Raw genomic sequence first — 19994 nt, forward strand, 5'->3', positions numbered from 1 at the left:
CGAGTTGCCGCAACCGCTTGGCATCGGAGACGTCCAGACCGCCGAACTTCGCCTTCCAATTGTACAGCGTCGCTTCAGAGACGCCATGCTTCCGCGCCAAATCGGCAGCCTTCGCACCCGCCTCATGCTCACGCAGCACGCCAATAATCTGCTCTTCCGTAAACCTGGCTCGCTTCATCTGTCCGTCCTTCAGAAGGCCGGACTCTAACTTCAACTGGAGGAAATCGGCAGGGGCAGGTCAAAAGCAATGAAGAAGATTTTGGTAAGCGCTATTGGCGCAATGGCGCTGGCGGCTAGAAAAACCCTGGCCGACAAAGAACACTTTCTTGAATTTGACGTTGATGTCGAACGCCGCGCCGCCACCATCTGCATAGATGCGGCATTATACGGACCGCCGTTGTACACCACGTTCTCAACGCGCTTATCGCCTCAATATCTAGCCACCTTACCGGAGCGAGCCAAGGCAGTCGGCGATTACTGACCCGGCCGGAGCTACAGGCGGTTGGCGGGAGAGACCTTTGTCGGGGTTCGTGCGATTGTCGACGACGACGCGCGTCGGCCGCAAGCCACCACGCCCAACCGTTGATGTCCAGTTGTGCAATCGTCGATTTACGGAACTTCGCGGCGCGAGATGCGCATTTCCAAATTGGCGCGCGGGATCATCTGATCTGCAATCGTGAGGGCCGGACCATGCGCAGCAAGAGTTTCAAAGGTCTCGGGCTGATATTGACGACCAGCCGCGTCAGTTATGTACACGTCCCAACCCGCGTCGTGAAGCGCGAGCGCGCGCTCGACTGCTGAACGAGAATTAATTCTCAACGTCTGTTGGACGTTTCCGTCCTTTGACGAGTGGATCGTGAAGGTCAAGGCCACCTCCTCGCTTCCCTGCAGATGGAGCCCAACACATCGGGCAAACGACAACAAGAAAATTGCATCTCGCAATGCGGCGGCTGACTGAGCAAGCGCAAAACGCTGGGCCGAGCGCCTCGATATCTTTGGCCAAAAGCTCGTGCTCCGCGAGCTGGGAGCGCATTGCCGATGAGGGCCGCGCGCTGCTGACGTCACTTGAGCAGTCGGCACCTGTGGTTGCCGAGGACGTCGTGGCGAATTGATAGAGGCGACGAGCGAGCGTGCGCCGCTGCCGACATCGCCTCAGCGCCGAAGAGCTAGCAGCAAGAAAGGCCGGAAGCGCCAACCTGAGGCGCAGCGACGCCCGGCCTAATCCATGACAAAATGGGTTAGCCGGAAATATTGATTCTATTCAGCTGTCGGTCGGCGCGCGGCGAAAGTTCCTCAAATAGCCGGACTACGATTTCTTTAATTCGCGAAACGCAATCGGTCAGCATCGCTGTCCCCTGCGTTGCCCGCTTGCCACAGCGGCCAACATTAATGGCATTGTCAGTGTGCTTGTCACAGTTGCGGCGTTTCGCGCAGTGATCGTCGCGCTTTGTCACCTTTTCCGCGACGGCGCGCAGACACGCAACTAGGACGGAGGTAAACTTGAAACTGCGCAGGTCGTGCGAATTGCTCGCGGCCCTAGCGTCAAGTTGGACCCCTCACCTTGCCGTTTTCTTGGCTTGTGGTTTTCTCGCCGGCACGCCGCAAGCCGCTCGCGCGCAGGCGTGCAACACAACCAACAATCCCCCTGGCGGTATTCTTCAGAGCGGTGGGCCGCCCTGCACGGTCAACAGCCCTGTGAACACCGGCTTTGGGACAGCGGTCAGCGCGACTAGCAACGCCAATGTTACGCTCACGACAAACGCCCCCGTGACGGCCAATGGCGGCGGAACAGGCATTAGCGCCAGCACGGGCGCAATGGTCACGGCGAACGGCAACGTCAACGCCGCCGATACCGCCCTCACCGCAGTCAGTGGTGCCACCATCACTGCCAACAATATCGCGCTGGGGAACACCGGCGGCGGCGCGAGGGCCGTGATCTCCAACAATGCGTCGATCTTCCTGAACAACGTCACCATGACCTGGCCCAACGGCTTTGGCCAACCTCTGGTGCAGGCGACGAACGGCGGACTTATCCAACTCACCAATTCGTCGATCAACATTCCAAGCGGCACCGTGCCCAGCGTACTGAATGCCGACGGCACCGGAAGTCGGATCATCGCCAATAATTCGCTGACTATCCAGATCGGAGCGGCGGGTCCCATCACGGGACTGGGACTGGGCAATGGAAACAGCGCAGTCAGGGCACAGGCCGGCGGAACAGTCGAAATTCGCGACGGTGGCAGCGTCACGATGCTCCAGGGAGGTGGTAATACGGGTTTGTTGGCTACCGGAACAGGCAGCTCAATCTCGGCCAACAATTTGGTCATACAGGACGGCACCGGCGGCGGTGACGCCGGCGCACTCGCTACCGCCGGCGGCCGGGTAACCTTGACGGGTGGCACCATTACCGTTCCGGGTGTCGGCGGCGGCGAGGCGGGACTGGCGGCCATCGGCGCTGGCAGCTCGGCCACGGCGACCAATGTGACAATCCAGGTCTCAGGCGCCGCTGGGGATGCCGGAGTGAATGCACAGACAGGCGGAGCCGTCACGACGAGCGGCGGCTCTGTGTCCGTCGTCAACGGGGCGGGCGGGCTGTTGCAAGGCGGTGGCACTGCAACAATGGTCGGCACCAATGTGACCGCTTCGGGTAGCGGCGGCTTCGGCTTTCTGTTCAACAGCGGCGGCAACGCGAACACGCTGACCTACAGCAATGGCACCATTACGGCCAGCGGCGCGTCCTTCTCGGTGCAAGGCTCTACGGCTAACATCAGTCTCACCAATACGATTGCGGTCGCGAACAACAATACCCTGCTTGAGACGCTGTCGTCGGGCAACAGTACCTTCAACGCGGCGGCATCGACCTTGAGGGGGGTGATCACAACAGATCCCAGCGTCGCCACGGTTAATCTCACGCAAGGGACCGTCTGGACGATGACGGGTAATTCGATCGCCACCAACGTCACCAACAACAACAGCCAGATCATCTACGCTGCGCCAACCAGCGATCCAACACAGCTGTCGAGCTACAAGACGCTGACAGCGAATAGCTACGGTGGCACCGGCGGCACCATCACGATGAATACCTATCTAGGGAACGACGGCGCGCCGTCCGATAGGCTGGTCATCAACGGCGGCACGGCCACAGGCTCGACCGGGCTCAAAATTGTGAACACGACCGGCCCCGGCGCCCATTGCCGCCCGCATAACCTTTCGAGCCGGTGGTCGCAGTTCCACTCGCCGCCGAGCCGCTGCTGCTCGATCCACTCGCACTCTGGGCCGAAGCGAGCGAAGAGCCGCCAACGAGCAAGATCAAGATAACTGCGATGTGGTTCAAGAGCTGTCCTCTACTTGAATGACCGCTCAATGGGCTGCACCTCCGAAAGTTCCTAGGGACCTCCCGCTCTCCAAGCCACCACGTTGATGGTGGATCGCTCCCCGAATCTTGCTGCGCCGGAGCTCCAGGAGGTGGCCTCGCTTACGGATAGCCCCACACCGCCGAGCAATCCTTACGTCGTGCACCGGCCGCCTCAGGATCCAGTGCCGCCGGTGGCTAATCCGAACAAGGCGGCCTCCACTCAAGAATTAGGGGCGCGCGATTCACATAGGTTATGGAAAGGATTTATTAACCGGGACAAAGTGGCATTCCGGGGCTGGTTAAGCCATTTCATTTCGGAATTATTGAAACCCGGAAAGCGTGAGGGGCCGCTGTGGACGACAGCGGTCCTTCTTTGTTGTGCGAGCTACTTCGGTGCCTGCGAGCCCGGGAACCGCAGCCCCTCGCTCACATGCAATCCAGTCTCGGCTTGTCTGGCTTTGCGGTGGATAGAGACCGACACCAATTCCGCTTCTGGCCTTGAGCCGGCCGTTTGCCGAGCGCCCTGCTACTCTTGGGGCAGACCGGGAGCCTTGGATCGGACGCAACCAACGCTTTTGACCCTCACTGTTGGCTCGACGGCCTATCCTGTCCTCCGGTCCTCAAATTGGGTCACATTGGCGCCGGTCAGGAATACGGCCCAATCCTTCATTAGCGCCCGGCGCTTTTCGAGCTTTTGATCTCGTTGATAGGCTGCGGTCGTCTCGCTCTTGTATTTGTGGGCCAGTGCAGCTTCGCGTACGCCATCCGGATAGTCGGTGCATTCCTCGGCCCAAGTTGCGAAGGTCGACCGGAATCCGTGCACCGTTACACGTCCGTATGCGTAGCGCTTGAGCGAGGACGGCCACTGATCGCGATGCTTCTCGCTCCAGCTCGACCAGTTCGCCCGGATGTAGGCTTCCGCGCATTCTTCGAACGTCGGCAACACAACCTTTGCCTCGACGGCTTTCATTTCGTCGCGTGCTTTTCGCCTCTCCTGCACGATATCCACGCCGGCGGTGCTGCGATCGCCCTTTACGCGCAGCCGAGCCGCATCGCGCGCAAGACGTGCGTCCTTGAGCGACACGTCCTTCAACGAGCCCAGGCCGTGCCAGCGCTCTTTGCCGTCTTTCCAATATCTGTATGACCAGCTCTTCGATGTTGGGCCGGTGATGATCAAGTAGAGCCCAGCACCATCAGCGTCCGGGCTTGGTTTGGCGTTCTATGTCGAGTGGTTTGAGCCTTCCAGCCATTGTTCCTCCAGGAAAACCGTCCTCCGAACCCACGGGTAAAAACTACGGTTAGTGAGCAGATTAGGAAGAACACCGACGAACTGCGAAGTACAGCTTTTCGGCGCAAGTCACTGATTTTGCTGTGGAGTCCGAATGACTACGAACAGAGGAGAACAATATACTGGCGGAGAGAGTGGGAATCTCACCCCCGATGCCAGAAACGCGCGAAAACCCGCGGTAAACAAGGATTCCTAAAAAGCCCGGCCGAGTTTTGTGACCACCTCTGTGTACCACTCGCGCGGCCGATTCGGCGGTCAAACTCGATTGATTTCGAGTGTCTGAAGGCGGTCGGGGCGGACGACGCGGCCGTTACTGAACGTTCGAACGCACGCTCGTGTGTTGACGTTCGACCAGGTCGTCGATCAACCCGCGCCGGGCAGCTTGTAACGCACCAGCAGGACGAATGTCGCCATGCTCAGCAGCACGCGTGAATCACACGTCCTCGCGCAGCCCTTAAAGACCCTTCGAATATGATTTCGTAAATCCATCGGGATCCGGACGGCACCTTCTCAGAAAAGCTGGGACGGTGCTTTCGTCCCCTGCGTCCCGAAGAGCGAATGCTTCGCCGGAACGACGACATCCGAGCAGGTTCAGGACGACGGATTCAGCATGACCCAGAGGCGCGAGATGCGGCCTTCGACGATTTCGGCGACGTCCATTCCCGTGACGGCGACGGGGCCGTCCTTCGGGCCGGCGTGCCAGTGAAGACACCCGATATCGTGGTGACCGACGGCAATTCCATCGGGCACGAACGTGAAGGTCGGTCCGAACCGCTCGAGAAGTTCGCCTGCGATCCGCGCGATCTCGTTTCTCCCGCGCACGATTGCTGTCGGCTCGTACATCACGGGCTCCTCCACGTAGAGGTCAGCTATCGCCGCCTTTCGCTTGCCGGAGTCGCGCTCGTTGAACACGTGCTCGAGATTCGGTCGCAACAAGTGGTCGTAGTCGAGTTCCGTCATTTTCGTATCCTTTCGATAGCGGTTGGGGCCGCAGCGGCTTTGAAAGTTTCGGCGCGATAGAGCGAGGTGGGAACGAAAGAGAGCGCCGCGCCAGCGGAGTCCACTCGCTGATGAGTTCGACGGCGCATGCCGTCGCGAAGAGCCCCGCAAGGCCGCCCCCCCTCGCGATCGTCCGCGCGGCAACGTCCATCTTCCGGATCACCGCCAGGAGCCGGGAAACGCGCAGTTTCGAGAGACGTCTTTCATGCGTTGCCCTTCGCAGCTGGCGCCGCCAAATCCTGGCCGGCAGCCGGATAATCCGTGTAGCCCTTCGTATCTTGCGTAAACCACGTTTCACGGTCATCCGGAGAAAGGGGGAGTCCGCTTGCGATGCGCTCGACGAGATCCGGGTTTGAAATGAAGGGCCGACCGAAAGCTATGGCGTCGCCGGCGCCGGCATCGATTTCGGCTTGAGCGCGGACGGGGTCGAAGTCGGAGTTGAGGATGAGCGTTCCTTTGAAATGCGGGCGTATCTGGGCGGCCAGCGGGTGCAGATAGCCGACGCCGAAGGTGCCGTCCAATGGTGGTTCCCGGAGTTCGAGATGTGCAATTCCGATGGACGACAGAACTTCTGCTGCGGAGCAGAAGAGCGGAAGGGGATCGCTGTCCCGCACACCCTGCGTCTCTCCGTTCGGAGAAAGGCGTACCCCCGTGCGCTCTACGCCGACTTCGTGGGCGACGGCTTCGGTCACTTCGCGCAGCAGGCGGATCCTGTTTTGGATCGGCCCTCCGTAGCCGTCGCTCCGGAAGTTGGCGCTGTCCCGCAGGAATTGGTCGATCAGATAGCCATTCGAGGCGTGAAGCTGGATGCCGTCGAACCCGGCCTCGATCGCGTTGCGCGCGCCCGCGCGGAAATCCTGCAGCAGTCTGGGGATCTCGTCCGCGCGCAGAGAGCGCGCAGCCGTGTACGGTTGAGTACCCGCGTAGGTGTGGGCATGACCCGGCGCCTTCGTCACCGAAGCGGATACCGGTTGGGCATCCTCCAGGAAACTCGGGTGCACGACACGGCCCATATGCCAAAGCTGCGCGATGATCCGTCCGCCGGCTTCGTGCACGGCGTCGGTGACCATCGCCCAGCCGGCGACCTGCTCGGCCGTCCAAAGGCCGGTCGCGAAGGGCCAACCTAGTCCCTCTCGGCTGACCCCGATCGCTTCGGTGATGATCAGGCCGGCCGATGCCCGCTGGGAATAGTAGGTCGCCATGATGGGCGTCGGCACATGCCCGCGCGTGCCCCGGGCCCGGGTCATGGGCGCCATGATGATACGGTTGGGTGCCTCGATCGCACCGATCTTTATCGGATCCAGGAGACTCGGCATGCTCATCCTCGTCGGCGGATCAGACCAGGCGGGCGCCGCCGTCGATGTGCAGCGTCTCCCCGGTCATGAAGCCGTTGCTCATCAGGAAGACGACCGCCGCGCCGACTTCGTCCGCAGTGCCGATACGCTTCAAGGGGAGCTTCTCCGCGAGCGCTGCGACGTATCCATCGCGACCCTCCCCGAGGACCTTTCCGAGCAAGGGCGTGTCGACTGTGCCGGGAGAGATGGCATTCACCCTACGAGGGGCAAGTTCGAGCGCCAGTCCGCGCGCGAACGCCTCCATGGCCGCAGATGCGGCGGCCAAAATGGCCGTGCCGAAGGTATTTGGCCTATCCGCCAAGATGCCCGAGATCAGCGTGACCGAGGCATCGGAAGAGAGGCGGGTGCCAAGCGACTGGATCGCATAGGAGGCTGCCCAGATTCGCTCGTCAAAGGCTTTGCGCAGGTATTCGATATCAGCGTCCACGACCTTGCCCGCCACGAACGAGCCTGCAAGCAGGACCAGATGGTCGACATGGGGAATGTCAGCCAAGGCTGCCTTCACGGCGTCCCCTTTGGTGACATCGACCGCGCGCCAACCAACAAAACCGTACTGCGCCGCGGTCTTCTTGGCCTTCTCCGCGTCCATACCGATCACAAACACTCCGGCTCCCGCCGCCTTTGCGCGAATGGCTGCCGACAGCCCGATTCCCGACGTACCGCCGAAAACGACCACGACCTTCCCATTGAGATTGGCTTCGAGCCGAACCGGTGAGATGGCATCGGGCATGGCTTCCTCCGTTGCGTTAACGATGCCGTCAGAGTAGTTCATTCCGCCGATTTGAAAATCATGCCGTTAAGCACTACACTTGTTCCATGACAGAACATATCGGCTTGGACCGTCTGACCGGGATTGTGGCGTTCGCTCGGGCGGCGTCCTTGGGAAGCTACACGGCCGCGGCAAGATCCTTGGGAATTTCCCCGTCGGCCGTGAGCAAGAGCGTTCAGAGACTGGAGCAGCAGTTGGGTCTTCGGCTGTTCAGCCGAACGACACGCTCGCTGGTACTGACGCCAGAAGGCAGTAACCTGCACGAGCGGGCGCTGCGGCTCCTGAAGGAAGTCGAGGACATCCACCAGGCGGCGGTCGCGGCGAGATCCGAGCCATCCGGCACGCTCAAGATCACGGCGTCGGTTCCGGTGGGGGTACATCTCATCGCGCCCCTTCTCCCGCGATTTCGGGATCGCTTTCCGAAGGTATCGATCGACCTGAGGCTCGGCGATCGCTTCATCGACCTCATCGAAGAGGGCATCGACATCGCGATCCGCGTCGGTGACCTCGGAGATTCGCGTCTGATCTCGAAGCATTTGGCGCCGCACCGCGTCTGCGCGTTCGCCTCACCGGAGTATCTGAAGCGGCGGGGAACGCCAGTGCATCCCGACGAACTGGTCGAGCACGATTGCATCAACTTCCGCTATCAGAGTTCGGGACAATCGCTGCGCTGGCCCTTCAAGGACGGCGAGCGGGTCCTCGAATTCATACCCGAAGCGAAGATCGTCGCCGACGCAAGCGATGCGGTAGCGGCAATTCTGATCGCCGGCGGCGGCATCGGTATTTCGCCGACCTACGTCGCGGCGGGCTACGTCAAACGCGGTCTGCTCGTGCCGGTGCTCATCGACTACACTTACGAACGATCCAACATATCGGCGGTCTGGCCCGAGAGCAGACGCGGAAACCCCAACGTCAAAGCCTTCATGTCACTGCTGTTCGAGGCGTTCCGTACTCCCCCGCCGTGGGACGAGGAGCTCGGTATCGAGCTACGTCGCACTCCGAAATCGATGCTCAGGATCCGGACACCTGCCGCCCTCGAGACGAAACGTGGTCGCAGCCGCCGTACAGCGGACAGATAGACCTGGACGGCCGGCGGCGCCTCGGCTGGGGCGTCACTTGAGAAGAACTGTGCGCACGCCGTGGAATGCCGACACCTTCGCGTTGTCTCGATCTGGGTTTCCGTGGCATCGAATGGATCATGCCCATCCGGTTTAGCGCGGGTCAGCCGAGCTGCGACATGATCGGCAGCCTCCGTATCCGCTTGCCGGTGAGTTTGAACAAGGCGTTGCATACCGCGGGAGCCACTCCGGGGCCGCCGCCCTCACCCATGCCCTCGACCTTCGCCCCGCTTTCGATGAACTCGGTCACGAATTCCGGCGTCTCGTCGAGACGGACCATCTGGTAGCCGTCGAAGTTGCTTTCCTGAACGCGTCCGTCGGCAATGGTGATCTTGCCGTAGAGCGCCGCAGTGAGCGCCCAGATGGCTGCACCCTCGATCTGGCCGCGGGCGATATCCGGAGCGAACACCTTCCCGGAGTCAGCAACCGACCAGATCTTCCGGACTCGAAGCTTGCCCTTGTCCATCGAGATCTCGGCCGCCTGGGCGACCAGGCAGTCGTCGTTCTTGTGACTGATCGCAAGTCCAACCGCCCGGCCCTTGCTCGACACCGAAGGCCAATCGCACAGCTCGCCGAGCCGGTCGAACGCCGCGAGGGCGCGCGCGTCGTGCTTCAGATGTTCCCTGCGGAAGGCGAATGCATCCTGCCCGGTTTCCGCGGCGAGTTCGTCGATGAAGCTTTCGATGGCGAATATGTTTTGCGACGCACCGACCGTCCGCCACATCCCCGCCGGCACGTGCGTGTCGCTCCGGACCCATGTGGCATCCTGGTTCGGAAAGCCATAGATCGGGTAGACGCCGTCGGCGACGGACAGGTCGTATGGGACGAGAGAGAAGACCGCGGGGAACGAGCGAGGCAATACGGAAGGGCTCGCCTGGCGATGCCGCAAGGCTTCGACCTGCCCCCGGAGATCACCGCGGATAGCTCGGACACGCCGGCAGGCCGGTAGAAGTCGTGCTGCACATCCTCCTCGCGCGGCCAAAGAAGCTTGACCGGCCGTCCGGGTACCGACTTCGCGATCGTGACGGCCTGAAGGACGACGTCGGACTCCTGACGTCGGCCGAAGCCGCCGCCCCCCAGCGTCGGATGGACGGTCACCGCGGTCTCCGGAAGCCCCAGGTATTTCGCGGCGACCTCGCGCGCGTGGTCCGGCCGTTGCGAAGCGAACCATACTTCGCAGGAAGAGGCATCGACCTTGGCTACGCACGCCATCGGCTCCATGGTCGTATGCGCCAGGAACGGCACTTCGTAGCCCCGCGTCATGACGCTCTTGGCGCCGGTGAAGATTTCGTCCGGCTTTCCTGCCTTGTTGGCGAGGAAAGGCTTCTGCTCCTTGAGGTCCCGCCAAAGCTGCGCGCTGATCGTCTCGTCGGAGGTCTTATCGTTGCCAGTCGCCGTCCATTCGACATTCAAATCGTCGACGGCCGAATGGGCCGTCCACCAGCGGTTGGCGACGATGGCGACGCCATCCTGAAGCTCCAACACCGAATGCACGCCGTTGCGACCCATGACCTTTGCACGATCGTATTTGGCGGGCTTCGCCCCGAAGACCGGCGCCATCACGGCGGTCGCGTACAGGAGGTCCGGCATGCGCACGTCGATGGCGTACTTGGCCGATCCGTTCACTTTGGAGGGGATGTCGAGGCGGGCCACGCGCTTGCCGACGAACCGGCTGGCCGCGCCCTCGACGCTCTCCGGCGACGGCACGGCCAGCGTCGAAGCTGCCGCGGCGAGTTCTCCGTAGGACAGGCTCTTTCCGCCGGATTTGAGCACGACGCGGCCTGCAGCCGTTTCGCATTCGTCTGGAGTGACGGACCAGCGCTTCGCTGCGGCTCCCATGAGCATCGCGCGTGCGGTAGCGCCGGACCTACGAAACGTGTCGTGGAAGCCGCTTACCCCAGTGCTGGCCCCCGTCAGTTGCATTCCGTATGTGGGCTTGACGAATTGCGGACCGACGCCCGCTAGTTCGAACTCGATCGTGGACCAATCGGCGTCAAGCGCATCGCCCAGGATCATGGCGAGGGTCGTCGTCGTTCCCTGCCCCACTTCCGCAACCGGAGAGACCACGGTGATCGTACCGGCCTGGTCGATGCGCAGGTATCCTTGTTCGAAAGAATTGGCACTCGCAGGCCCGCCCGCGGCGTGGGCGAACGGCAGAACAAAGGCGTTCGAGGCGATGACGGCGGCGGACGCCTTAAGAAAGGATCTGCGGCTGCTCGAGATGAAGCTCATTTCGTGGCTCCGACCTTCATCGTCTTGCTGGCCGCATGAATGGCCGCCCGGATACGCGGATATGTCCCGCATCGGCAGATGTTGGTTATTGCCGTATCGATATCCTCGTCGCTCGGCGACGGGTTCTCGGCGAGCAACGCCGCCGTCGCCATGATCATCCCCGACTGGCAATAGCCGCATTGCGGTACCTGGGCTTCGACCCATGCCGTCTGCACCGCATGATCGCTGTGGGTCGATATGCCCTCGATGGTCGTGATCTTCGCGTCCGCGATCGAATCAATCGGAAGAACGCAGCACCGGGTCGCTTGTCCGTTCACGTGAACAGTGCAGGCGCCGCACTGCGCGACCCCGCATCCGAACTTCGTACCTGTAAGACCGAGTTCGTCCCGCAACACCCAGAGAAGCGGCGTTGCGCCATCGACGTCCACGCTTACGGCACGTCCGTTCAATTCAAAGCTTACCATCGCGCCCTCGCATGAACCTGCTGTCCGCTACCCGTGACATTTTTCGGAAAACCCCTTGCAGCAGGCGTCGCTCGCGGGCTCCTCCTCCCGACGTACATTATGATCGAATGGCTGCAAACAGTCGGCCCATTCGCTTCAATTGTTCCAAGTGGGAATAAATCGGGAGCATCGGGTGCGGGAGCCGTGGAGGTGTCGGCGCACGTCATCGCGATTTCTCGAAGTCCCTTCAAGAACGGGTGCCGCACCTTTCCCTCGGCCGACTTGGCCCGGTACTCCACCTCGGCAAGCAGCTTCGGCTCGACCCAGATGTTCTTGTGCGCGACGCGCTCGTGTGGCCGGCGGGCAGAAGTACGAAGTCGGCTATGAGGCGAAGAAGACCGGCCGCTCGGCCGCCGCCGTCAAGAAGGCCTTGAAGAAAGTCGGCAACTCCCGCAAGAGCGTCGAGAAGCGCCTCGGCCGCTGAGGCAGGTTCGCCCTCCTAACCAGGTGGGGGCGGCTAGGCCATCAGACCCTGCACGAGAAGCGCGAGAAGGCGGTCAAGGTCTGCAGCCGGGGCTCGACGTTCCGCAGGTAGATCTCGGTCCGCAGGAACGTCAGCTCGTCATCGAGAGCGGTCTCGCAGACGTCTATGTGCCAGGACTTCGGCCGACCGTCGCTGCCGTCGTTCCACCGGTACCCCGATTCTTCAGCGAATCCTTGAGCTCGAACGGCGACTGCTCGGCCCAGATACGCGTCGTCGTTTTTCGTGCTGTCTCGAGCAGGACGGCGAGCGCCGGCGCTCCCGTCGCAGGAAGCGTGAAGTCCAAGATCTCCAGCAGGGCGTGGCAATCGTCGACCGCCCGGTGGGCCTGGTGGAAAAATCCGGCGCCGTTCAGAAGGTACGCGAGTTGCGCGCCTGCGAATCCGTGCTTCCGCCAATCTACCTCGGTCGCGCTGCAACCCCAGGCCATGTCTTCGAAGACCGGCCAGTACCGCTCGGCGAATTTGCGATCGAAGCCCGCGTTGTGCGCGATGGAGATCACCGCGCCGTCGACGAAGGCGTTCACCGCGGCCTCCTCGATCTTGTGGCCGGCGACCATGTCGTCGGTAATGCCGGTGAGCGCCGTCACCTCGGGCGGGATCGGCGCGGACGGCTCGTTGAAGGCGGAGAATGTGTCGCGGAGGCTGACGATCCGACCATCAGCCGAGTAGTCGAATTTGACCATCCCGAGCTCGATGATTTCGTCCCTGGCGTGATCGAGGCCGGTCGTCTCGGTGTCCAGCAGGATGCCGGTCCGGGTTTCCTGTCCTCGGGCCGGGATGGACGACGGCCGCGGCACGAGGCGCCGCAGCACGCGGTAGTCCGTCGACTGGCTCAAGGTCTCGGCCATCGCGGCCAGATCCGAAGCGTCTTGAAACATCTCTTCTCGTGGTGTCCCTACCGATTGGCCGTGATGCCCACGATACCGGGCGCGCCGGTCGGGAGGTATCCGAAAAACAGGCAATTCACGGGCTTTTCGGGCATGTTGACGCGGTTGGGGCGTGTTGCGCGCTTGGCAGCCGCGGCGGCCGAACGGCTCAGTTCGCAGTCTCACCCTCTGGACTTGAACACAGCGCGCCTAAAGAGCCGAGCTTGGGCGGCTAGGACAAACTGCTCCGCCGTTCGCGTCTACGGCGTCAAATCCTCGCCGGTGAGGCCAGAACCAGCGGCTGGGCATGTAACGTCCGTTCTCAGGGGCGTCCGTCAGCTCTCGCGCGTTTCTTGAAGCCGACGAGGATCGACCGGTGGCGCGCTGCGGCACGGTTGAAAAACGACCGACGTGGGCGTCAGACCTCGCCCGGTCCGGAGAAGACCGAAGCCGGTGGCGTGGTGCGCGGGAGGGGCAACCGTCGTTCGGTTGCTCCGGAGCGCGCGGGGCCACCCTTGGCGTCGTACCGCTTGGCGAGATCCAGCAGACGACGCCGGGTGAACGGATCGGCCTTTTCGGCGATGACCCGGATCCGCTGCGCGAGACCTAGATAGAACTCCTGCTCCATGACGTACCCCCTCATCATCACTGCCGAGAGTTGAGTAGCCCGCGCTCCTGGAGTCAAGAAGCCTGCCCGTCCTCCGGACGGCGTGACGAGGTCCGCCGGAACAAGCGAGCGATCGGCGGTCCAGAGCGACCGCGCTGCGGCGACGAGAGACATCCGCGGTGTTCCCTCCTGCGAACCATGTCTCGCTTGAGCACCACGCGCTCGAGCGGAACGGCAATGCTCCATGCGACTTGAATCCCCGAAGCGTCTAAACTCGGAGAACGACCATGAAAGCGATCTTGGCCATCACCTGTCTGTCCGTGCTCGCCTTGGCGTCCCCGGCGGAAGCCAAAGGATGCATCAAGGGCGCCATCGTCGGCGGTGTCGCCGGCCACATGGCAGGCCACGGCAAGCTCGGCGCTGCTGCGGGATGCGCGGTCGGACATCACGAAGCGAACAAGCAGAATCCGAACAACTCGAACGCTCAAGCGCCATCGGGGCAGAAGTAACGCGCTGGCACCCGGACTGCGCGATGAGGATCAGATCGCACTCCGAGAGCCACCTCGTAGAGCTCGACGATGGCTCGCGCTGGCAGGTGTTCCCTGGCGATCTTGATCTGACGCTGAACTGGAAGCCCGAAACGGAAACTGATGATGATCTCGGTTCTCACATGCTGGTCGGCGGAGACGCAAAGGTCCGGGTGATCGCGGAGGGCAAAAGCTGGCCGATAGGTGAGGTCAAATCGGCGCTGAAGGAAGGATAGGACGGGGTCGGAACGCGACCCGGAGGGAAATGCAATGAAAGCAACGATGGCGGCTCTTGCCTTGGCACTCGCTGCCTCGACATCGACGGTCTCGGCGCAACCGGTGAGATGGACCAAGTATACCATTCCGCAGACCGGCACCGCGGTAGATTTCCCTGTCTCGATCTTCACGGAAGAAGCCGGCCGACCCGACGGGTACGGCCAACGCTTCCGAACCGCAGACGGCCGCGCCGACCTCACGATCCAGGCTGCGCCCAACCTCGAGAACGATTCACCAGCCGCTTTTCTCGCCAAGAAGCACCCACCTTCCCGCATCCAGTACAAGCGCGTGACGTCGCGCTTCTTCGCGGTTTCCAGCTACAAGGGGGACAAGGTTTTCTACGACCGCTGCAACTTCTCCGGGCGGCTGGTCCATTGCGTGTTGATCAACTATCCCGCCGAGGAAGAGCATGCCTGGGACGACGTCGTCACCCGCATGAGCCTATCCCTCAGCGGCAAGTAGGTCGTACCGGGTTCCTCCGTAGGCCTCGCGCTCTGAGCGCACTCAGATCGTCCGGCACGTCTTCGAACACGCGGATGAGCTCGGCTCCGGCCGACGGGGATTGGCGAACGGCACAGGCGCGCCGTCGACGATCGCATACCACCGGTGCAGCGGCCTAGCGGTGCGTTGGCTGCCGCCCGACCTTGGGCGGCTCGAGCAGGACTTCCTTCAAACGGTCACCGGTGGCGACGACGACAACGAAATTGAGTTTGTCGTCCTGTTTCATCAGCCCGCCAGCGAGCGCTTTTCCCTCCGCCGCTTTCTCCGCGACCCGTACCGCGTCGGACAGCTCCTGCTTGATCCATTTCAGGGCGACGACGTTGGCGAGATCTTCTCGATCGAGCTCCTTCAAGGACGACGCAACCTCGCGCTGCGACACGCTTCCGGTGCTGGCATCTATCACATTCTCGTAGATATGCTCGTTCTTGATCGTGCGCACGCGGTAGACGGCCGGACCGGATATCTCGAAGTTGACGTCAGCGGTCCTTGAGCCGTCGTGCAGGCGCTCGGCGATCGTCATCGCCTGATCCAGCGGCACGCGGGTGGCATGGAACTGCTCGAGCACACGGCGCATGGTGGCTTCATCGACATCGTCCTGCGCGGCGGCGCTTTGCCGTGCCGCGTCGGAAGGAGCCCGAGTGATGTCGGCCATCGCCCCCGTCCCGGTCACGACCGCGGAGCAAAACAGGAGGGCAAGCAACTGTATTTTTGGCATCGAATAAGTCCTATGGTTATCATTCATGGCTGGGGATTAGTTCGGCGCCCACGCGTACCGGCAGTCGCGGCGCTCGCGGATCGAGGAACCGCAGGCGCCGTCGCCGTTTGCGAAAGCAGGATGCGGAGCGTGCCGCCGTTTTACGGGATGGGCTCGATCGCGTTTGCGCTCTCGCGCCGCGATGGCGGTTTCGCCTGCGTGGTCGTGAACGTCAGGCTCCGATTGAGCCAGGCTTTGCCGAAGGCGCAGATCAGTCGGCTGCGTCGGAGTCTCGTCACCACTTTCGAGGTGAGCTTCGGACAGCCGGGATGGAGCTTCGGCGGCCATATCATGCTCGGCGGGTCTCGCGCGCTGTTCAAGCCCGCTGGTATCGATGACGACCGCCTCCGGTCCCTTTGTGTCTGAGCGGATCCGCATCGGCGGCAGCGCAGAATGCGCGTCCGTAAGTGGGCTCGGCGCAGGAGCAGGCAGCGCCCAACCGGCTGCCAGAAGCAGCAAGAGCAGCGCGCCTCCGACCCAGAGGAAATAGCCCCGCAGGGGTAGCTCCGGTTCGACGAGGCCGCTCGCACTCCGGGACAGCATGGATTTCCTGCTCATGGCAGCCCGATCCTGGACACGGCGCGAGACCTTCTCATTGTCAGATCCCCCAGGGCCGCGGATGCCGTCGCGCGAGCTGGGCATCGAGATAGCCGCGCTCGTCGATCCATTCGATCGGGCAATAGGCCGTGGCCTTCGGATAGATCTCGTGCCCGTCCCGCTTGAGGGCCGTCCGCGTGCCCGTGAGACCGGTCCACACCGGATGGCCGGTGGCCGGATCCAGGCGCATGACGTCGAAGACCTCGATCACGTCGAGCATGTCAGAAATACCGCCAGGATTGTCGTGGGGTGCAACCGAGCGTCGTCGAAGGCATCCGGAGCCCGGTCGGCTCGCCACATCGCAGGGGCGCGGGCTCCCGGTCGGCAAGCTCGTGAAGCCAGGCGAGTGCCGCGATGGTCACCGTCAGCAGCAGGCTCATGCCCACGAGCGACAAGGCGACCATGAAATTGAGAGATGCGAGTGCGATTCCGGGCCAGGGATTTTCCCTTGCGAGCGTCAACAGCAGGCTTGACATCGTTCCACCATTAAATAAACTATACCGTATATTTCGCATAGGTCGCGAAAGTGTCAAGTGCAGAGACTCACAAGCGCGTGTTCGCGCTGCTCGGCCGCGGGGCTTCGGGCCGAGCGACGCTGCGCCGTCGAATGAATCAACCGGTGAAAGGGTCGGATATGTTTAGGAAGCGAGTAGCGCTCGTCGGTGTGACGTTAGTTTCAGTGGCCAGTGCGGCGTTCGCGCAGGAGGGCCGGGGCACGGCCGAGCAGAGGGCCGCCTGCGCGCCTGACGCGTTTCGCCTGTGCATCGGCTACATTCCCGACCCCACCGGTGTGGAAGCCTGTCTTCGGCAAAGAAGGTCGGACCTGAGCGAAGCTTGCGGGGCCGTCTTCGACCAGGCAGCCGCCGCTGCAGCCTCGATCAGAACGATGGAAGCGCGTCGGCATCGCGGCGCAAAAGATGAGGACTGATCGCATGAACACGATCTATTTCCCCGCTTTCGCCGCGTTCGGAGGCTCGGCCTTCGGAGCGATTTCCACGATCGTCACGGGGTGGGCGACCCGCCGTCGGAGGGTCCGCGAACGCCATCATGCTCACGCGTTCGTCAAACGTGAAAAGCTGTATCGATGCTTCATCGAGGAGGCGTCCCGGCTGTATGCGGACGCGCTGACCAGCGACAAATCCGAGATTCCGGCACTGGTGAATCTCTATGCGCTGATCGGGCGCATGCGGATACTGTCCGACGACGAGGTGGTCCATGCCGCAGAGCGGGCGGGACGGCTGATCATCGAGACCTACCTGGCACCGAACACCTCGTTTGTCGACCTGCCGGGCTTCCTCGAGGAGATGGATCCGCTGCGTGAATTCGGCGAGGCTTGCCGGCGCGAGGTGCAGGCAATTCCGCCGCATTGAGCCCGAAGATGAACAACAGCCAGGCATCCCCGGGCGGATCGCCGTGCCCTCGCGAAAGAATCGTGCAGGCCGCCATTCGACTGTACCGGGCCATCGGCTATCGGAAGACGACCGTTGCGGACATCGCTCGCAGCGCCTCCATGTCCCCGGCAAATATCTATCGGTTCTTTCCTTCCCGCCAGGCGGTAGAGGAGGCCGTGGTGGCAGGACTCCTCGGCGAGATGTGCGCCGATGCGGGAATCGAGGCCCGCAGCGGTGTCTCGGGCGAAGAGCGCCTGGAGGCCGCTTTTTGGGCGATCTGCCAGCGGCATGAACATAGGCTGGCGCACGATGCGAGGCTGCACGAGCTGGTGATTGCAGCAGGACAAGCGGATTGGCCGGTCGTGTTGTCCCATGCCGACACGGTCCGCGGCCTGGTCCGGTCGATCATCGCGGCCGGGCAGGCGAGTGGCGAGTTTCGGGCAGGGAGCCCGACGGCGCTGGCTCGCTGCACGTGTGAGGCAATGGGTGCGTACCTCGATCCGTCGCGCATGAGAACGATGGCTGGTAGGGCGGCCTTCGACGAGATGATGAGCTTCTGCTCGGGCGCGCTCCGCAGCGCCGCGCCGGCGCAGGTCGCCAGCCAGCCGCTGCACTACCGCGCGACGTGCCGCGCCTAGGGGCTGGCGAAGGTGCGGTTCAAGGCGTCCAATCCGCCTCGCACGCCGAGAGGAAAAACCGGACGCGTTCCCGCACGAAAGACGGCAACTCCCGTCGCAAGTCTTTCGGCGTTTCTCCCACCAGTGAACGGAAAAGCATCGGGAGCAGGATCAGATCCAGGAAGATCTGAGCGGTGGCGATGCTGCGCTTGCCCGTGAAGGGACCTTTCGGTGCGCGTGCGACCTTCTGGGTCGTCTCGTTCAGCAGCTGAGAAATGGCGCCGACGGAACGATCCCGCGCGGCGTCGTGGACGTTGCGGCTCAACTCCGGGAAACGCTGCGCTTCCGCGATGGTGGCGCGAACCATCCCCAGAGATTCTTCGATGACCTTCTCCACGATCGCGGTGCCCAGGCTCATGAGCTTGTCCTGCAGGGTGCGGCCCTCCGGCTCGAAGCCTTCGAAATCCGACAGGCCGCTGATGGTCCGGGCCACCACCGCCGCGAACAGCGCCTCCTTGCCCTGGAAATGCGCGTAGATCGTCGGCTTGCTCGCAGGGGCCAGTTCGGAAATGTCGTCGATGCTGGCGCTGCGGTAGCCCTTGTCGAGAAAAAGCTGCTGTGCCGCATCGAGGATCCGGGCCTGGACATCGCCGGCGAATTCCTTCGCCGGCCGGCCCCGTTTCGGGGTGGTCTTCTTCGTCATCGACGGTCTCCCAATCACGAGTCTGTGCGTACGCAGAAGCCACTTGACATAGGCGGCACTGAAAGGCAAGAAAAAGAAAATATACGGTATAGTTTGATTAACGCTTTGCAGCGCCTTCGGGTGATCGGGGCCGCAAGAGCCTTCGCGCCGAGGCCGATCATCCGATCCCACTTCAGGAGAACGCAGTGCTGGTTTTGAGCCAAGATTCGCATCGTCTGCCGGAAGGCGTCCTGTTGCGGGAGTCGCATCACAGGGTCGCGGACGGCGTTGCCTCGGCGCTCGATCTGGTCTCGGCTGCGATCGTCCGGGCCGAAGGGGCCGAAGCGAAGGCCGTCTTGAACGATGTGGCCTCCCTGCTGCACGGACATGCCGAAGTGCATCTGATGCTCGCGCGGCCTCAGGGCGAAGCCCTCGTCGATGCCGCAGCGCACGTCCATAAGTTGGGCTGCGCGATGCGCCGGTCCCGACTGGACGGCATGAGGATTCAGCTGATCTTCGACACCGAGTGCGTCCCCCTTCAGTCGGAGCGGTGCTGGCGGCTGGGTCTGATCGTCCATGACCTGATCGCGACGGCGGCCAAACACGCCTGTTTCGATGCGCGTGCCGGTGAGATCAAGGTCAAGCTGACCCGTCGCGGCGCATTGGTGAACTGCGTCGTGCTGGACAACGGCTCGCGTTCCGTGCGGTCGGATGCCGGACGGCGCGTTCGGATCGACAACGACCTGGCCAGGAGCCTGGGCGGCCGGATCGAGCAGGGTTTCGGCACCGAGTTCACGTCGGTCGTTCTCTCGTTTCCGCTGACCGAGCGAGAGCGGCAGACGAATTGGGGGATGGCGACGCGCCGCATGAGGCTGACGCGGTCCCTCAAGGCCGAGGCGGCCGACACCGCGTCTCTTACCCCGTCTGCCGCGGTCTCGCACCAGGCCAATCATCCCGTTGCAGCCAAGCCGGATCCGAAACCGTCCGATCCCTTGGGTCAGCTGTTCTCACCCCCCAACCGCATGGTCGCGCTATGAAACGTCCCTGTCCGAAATTCGTCCGTGAGAAGCGCTC

Annotated in this window: 26 protein-coding genes and 2 pseudogenes; 11 read left to right on the forward strand and 17 right to left on the reverse strand. The window is 62.7% G+C overall.

Features of this window, described 5'->3' with window-relative positions:
• On the reverse strand, positions 1-178 hold a 178-nt coding region (locus AC0L3X_RS22855), incomplete at its 3' end, for a transposase (protein WP_473316835.1).
• A gap of 69 nt (positions 179-247) precedes the next feature.
• Here AC0L3X_RS22855 and AC0L3X_RS22860 point away from each other — a divergent pair.
• Positions 248-481 (forward strand): hypothetical protein, encoded by a 234-nt coding sequence (locus AC0L3X_RS22860; protein ID WP_354100350.1) that lies wholly within the window; start codon positions 248-250, stop codon positions 479-481.
• 128 nt (positions 482-609) lie between these two features.
• On the opposite strand, the gene AC0L3X_RS22865 is transcribed toward AC0L3X_RS22860, so the two are convergent.
• Complete coding sequence (locus tag AC0L3X_RS22865; RefSeq protein ID WP_135217021.1) at positions 610-867, reverse strand: hypothetical protein; 258 nt, start codon at positions 865-867, stop codon at positions 610-612.
• A 633-nt stretch (positions 868-1500) separates the two neighbouring features.
• Here AC0L3X_RS22865 and AC0L3X_RS22870 point away from each other — a divergent pair.
• A complete protein-coding gene (locus AC0L3X_RS22870) occupies positions 1501-3318 on the forward strand; it encodes a hypothetical protein (RefSeq protein ID WP_354100349.1) in 1818 nt (605 codons plus the stop codon).
• A 638-nt stretch (positions 3319-3956) separates the two neighbouring features.
• On the opposite strand, the gene AC0L3X_RS22875 is transcribed toward AC0L3X_RS22870, so the two are convergent.
• The 4 genes from AC0L3X_RS22875 to AC0L3X_RS22890 all read right to left on the reverse strand — a co-directional run bounded on the left by AC0L3X_RS22875 (position 3957) and on the right by AC0L3X_RS22890 (position 7727).
• The gene (locus tag AC0L3X_RS22875; RefSeq protein WP_354100348.1) at positions 3957-4532 is read right to left on the reverse strand and encodes an integrase family protein; all 576 of its coding nucleotides are present in this window, start codon (positions 4530-4532) and stop codon (positions 3957-3959) included.
• A gap of 702 nt (positions 4533-5234) precedes the next feature.
• Entirely contained in the window at positions 5235-5603 is a 369-nt protein-coding gene (locus AC0L3X_RS22880; protein ID WP_162479057.1) for a nuclear transport factor 2 family protein, read from the reverse strand.
• A gap of 242 nt (positions 5604-5845) precedes the next feature.
• Entirely contained in the window at positions 5846-6958 is a 1113-nt protein-coding gene (locus tag AC0L3X_RS22885; protein WP_162479056.1) for an alkene reductase, read from the reverse strand.
• A gap of 19 nt (positions 6959-6977) precedes the next feature.
• Positions 6978-7727 (reverse strand): SDR family oxidoreductase, encoded by a 750-nt coding sequence (locus AC0L3X_RS22890; RefSeq protein WP_162479055.1) that lies wholly within the window; start codon positions 7725-7727, stop codon positions 6978-6980.
• 86 nt (positions 7728-7813) lie between these two features.
• On the opposite strand from AC0L3X_RS22890, the gene AC0L3X_RS22895 reads away from it, so the two are divergent.
• Positions 7814-8845, forward strand: a complete 1032-nt coding sequence (locus tag AC0L3X_RS22895) for a LysR family transcriptional regulator (RefSeq protein WP_162479054.1) — start codon at positions 7814-7816, stop codon at positions 8843-8845.
• Positions 8846-8987: 142 nt separating this feature from the next.
• Here AC0L3X_RS22895 and AC0L3X_RS22900 read toward each other — a convergent pair whose 3' ends face one another.
• The 4 genes and pseudogenes from AC0L3X_RS22900 to AC0L3X_RS22915 all read right to left on the reverse strand — a co-directional run.
• Positions 8988-9434 carry a molybdopterin cofactor-binding domain-containing protein gene (locus AC0L3X_RS22900; RefSeq protein ID WP_354100347.1) on the reverse strand — a complete coding sequence of 149 codons (447 nt, stop codon included), beginning with the start codon at positions 9432-9434 and terminating at the stop codon, positions 8988-8990.
• 62 nt (positions 9435-9496) lie between these two features.
• Positions 9497-11188, reverse strand: a complete 1692-nt coding sequence (locus tag AC0L3X_RS22905) for a molybdopterin cofactor-binding domain-containing protein (RefSeq protein ID WP_456679823.1) — start codon at positions 11186-11188, stop codon at positions 9497-9499.
• Complete coding sequence (locus AC0L3X_RS22910) at positions 11113-11580, reverse strand: (2Fe-2S)-binding protein (RefSeq protein ID WP_085350938.1); 468 nt, start codon at positions 11578-11580, stop codon at positions 11113-11115. The genes AC0L3X_RS22905 and AC0L3X_RS22910 overlap by 76 nt, the downstream gene beginning before the upstream one ends.
• A gap of 212 nt (positions 11581-11792) precedes the next feature.
• Positions 11793-11909 (reverse strand): annotated as a pseudogene (locus AC0L3X_RS22915) (ATP dependent DNA ligase); the annotation flags it as partial.
• Positions 11910-11911: 2 nt separating this feature from the next.
• Between AC0L3X_RS22915 and AC0L3X_RS22920 the strand changes: the two are divergent.
• Entirely contained in the window at positions 11912-12043 is a 132-nt protein-coding gene (locus tag AC0L3X_RS22920; RefSeq protein ID WP_162479052.1) for a DUF3606 domain-containing protein, read from the forward strand.
• A gap of 41 nt (positions 12044-12084) precedes the next feature.
• Here the strand turns inward: AC0L3X_RS22920 and AC0L3X_RS22925 are convergent.
• A pseudogene (locus AC0L3X_RS22925) lies at positions 12085-12980 on the reverse strand (3'-5' exonuclease).
• 406 nt (positions 12981-13386) lie between these two features.
• Positions 13387-13596 carry a hypothetical protein gene (locus AC0L3X_RS22930; protein WP_162479050.1) on the reverse strand — a complete coding sequence of 70 codons (210 nt, stop codon included), beginning with the start codon at positions 13594-13596 and terminating at the stop codon, positions 13387-13389.
• A 266-nt stretch (positions 13597-13862) separates the two neighbouring features.
• On the opposite strand from AC0L3X_RS22930, the gene AC0L3X_RS22935 reads away from it, so the two are divergent.
• From AC0L3X_RS22935 to AC0L3X_RS22945, 3 genes are read left to right on the forward strand one after another with little or no spacing between them, the layout of a single operon-like run.
• Positions 13863-14084, forward strand: a complete 222-nt coding sequence (locus AC0L3X_RS22935; RefSeq protein WP_162479049.1) for a hypothetical protein — start codon at positions 13863-13865, stop codon at positions 14082-14084.
• Positions 14085-14107: 23 nt separating this feature from the next.
• The gene (locus AC0L3X_RS22940; protein ID WP_162479048.1) at positions 14108-14338 is read left to right on the forward strand and encodes a hypothetical protein; all 231 of its coding nucleotides are present in this window, start codon (positions 14108-14110) and stop codon (positions 14336-14338) included.
• A 34-nt stretch (positions 14339-14372) separates the two neighbouring features.
• The gene (locus AC0L3X_RS22945) at positions 14373-14840 is read left to right on the forward strand and encodes a hypothetical protein (RefSeq protein WP_162479047.1); all 468 of its coding nucleotides are present in this window, start codon (positions 14373-14375) and stop codon (positions 14838-14840) included.
• Between the two features lie 154 nt (positions 14841-14994).
• Here the strand turns inward: AC0L3X_RS22945 and AC0L3X_RS22950 are convergent, their stop codons facing one another.
• Genes AC0L3X_RS22950 through AC0L3X_RS22965 form a run of 4 tightly spaced genes read right to left on the reverse strand, consistent with a single transcriptional unit; the run spans position 14995 to position 16706 of the window.
• The gene (locus AC0L3X_RS22950) at positions 14995-15579 is read right to left on the reverse strand and encodes a PepSY domain-containing protein (RefSeq protein ID WP_473316802.1); all 585 of its coding nucleotides are present in this window, start codon (positions 15577-15579) and stop codon (positions 14995-14997) included.
• A gap of 51 nt (positions 15580-15630) precedes the next feature.
• Positions 15631-16191: a hypothetical protein gene (locus tag AC0L3X_RS22955; protein WP_354100345.1), complete on the reverse strand. Its 561-nt coding sequence runs from the start codon at positions 16189-16191 to the stop codon at positions 15631-15633.
• A 40-nt stretch (positions 16192-16231) separates the two neighbouring features.
• Positions 16232-16450, reverse strand: coding sequence for a hypothetical protein (locus AC0L3X_RS22960; RefSeq protein WP_162479045.1), 219 nt, complete (start codon positions 16448-16450; stop codon positions 16232-16234).
• Between the two features lies 1 nt (position 16451).
• Positions 16452-16706: a hypothetical protein gene (locus AC0L3X_RS22965; protein WP_162479044.1), complete on the reverse strand. Its 255-nt coding sequence runs from the start codon at positions 16704-16706 to the stop codon at positions 16452-16454.
• A 77-nt stretch (positions 16707-16783) separates the two neighbouring features.
• On the opposite strand from AC0L3X_RS22965, the gene AC0L3X_RS22970 reads away from it, so the two are divergent.
• Genes AC0L3X_RS22970 through AC0L3X_RS22980 form a run of 3 tightly spaced genes read left to right on the forward strand, consistent with a single transcriptional unit; the run spans position 16784 to position 18259 of the window.
• Complete coding sequence (locus AC0L3X_RS22970) at positions 16784-17158, forward strand: hypothetical protein (RefSeq protein WP_354100344.1); 375 nt, start codon at positions 16784-16786, stop codon at positions 17156-17158.
• Positions 17159-17162: 4 nt separating this feature from the next.
• The gene (locus AC0L3X_RS22975) at positions 17163-17600 is read left to right on the forward strand and encodes a hypothetical protein (RefSeq protein ID WP_245289054.1); all 438 of its coding nucleotides are present in this window, start codon (positions 17163-17165) and stop codon (positions 17598-17600) included.
• Between the two features lie 8 nt (positions 17601-17608).
• Positions 17609-18259, forward strand: coding sequence for a TetR/AcrR family transcriptional regulator (locus AC0L3X_RS22980; protein ID WP_162479042.1), 651 nt, complete (start codon positions 17609-17611; stop codon positions 18257-18259).
• A gap of 19 nt (positions 18260-18278) precedes the next feature.
• Here the strand turns inward: AC0L3X_RS22980 and AC0L3X_RS22985 are convergent, their stop codons facing one another.
• Complete coding sequence (locus AC0L3X_RS22985) at positions 18279-18941, reverse strand: TetR/AcrR family transcriptional regulator (protein WP_162479041.1); 663 nt, start codon at positions 18939-18941, stop codon at positions 18279-18281.
• Between the two features lie 185 nt (positions 18942-19126).
• Here AC0L3X_RS22985 and AC0L3X_RS22990 point away from each other — a divergent pair, with 185 nt between their 5' ends.
• Positions 19127-19957, forward strand: a complete 831-nt coding sequence (locus AC0L3X_RS22990) for a sensor histidine kinase family protein (RefSeq protein ID WP_231145668.1) — start codon at positions 19127-19129, stop codon at positions 19955-19957.
• The last annotated feature ends 37 nt before the right edge of the window (positions 19958-19994 follow it).

This window comes from Bradyrhizobium sp. MI1.7 (assembly GCF_055811795.1).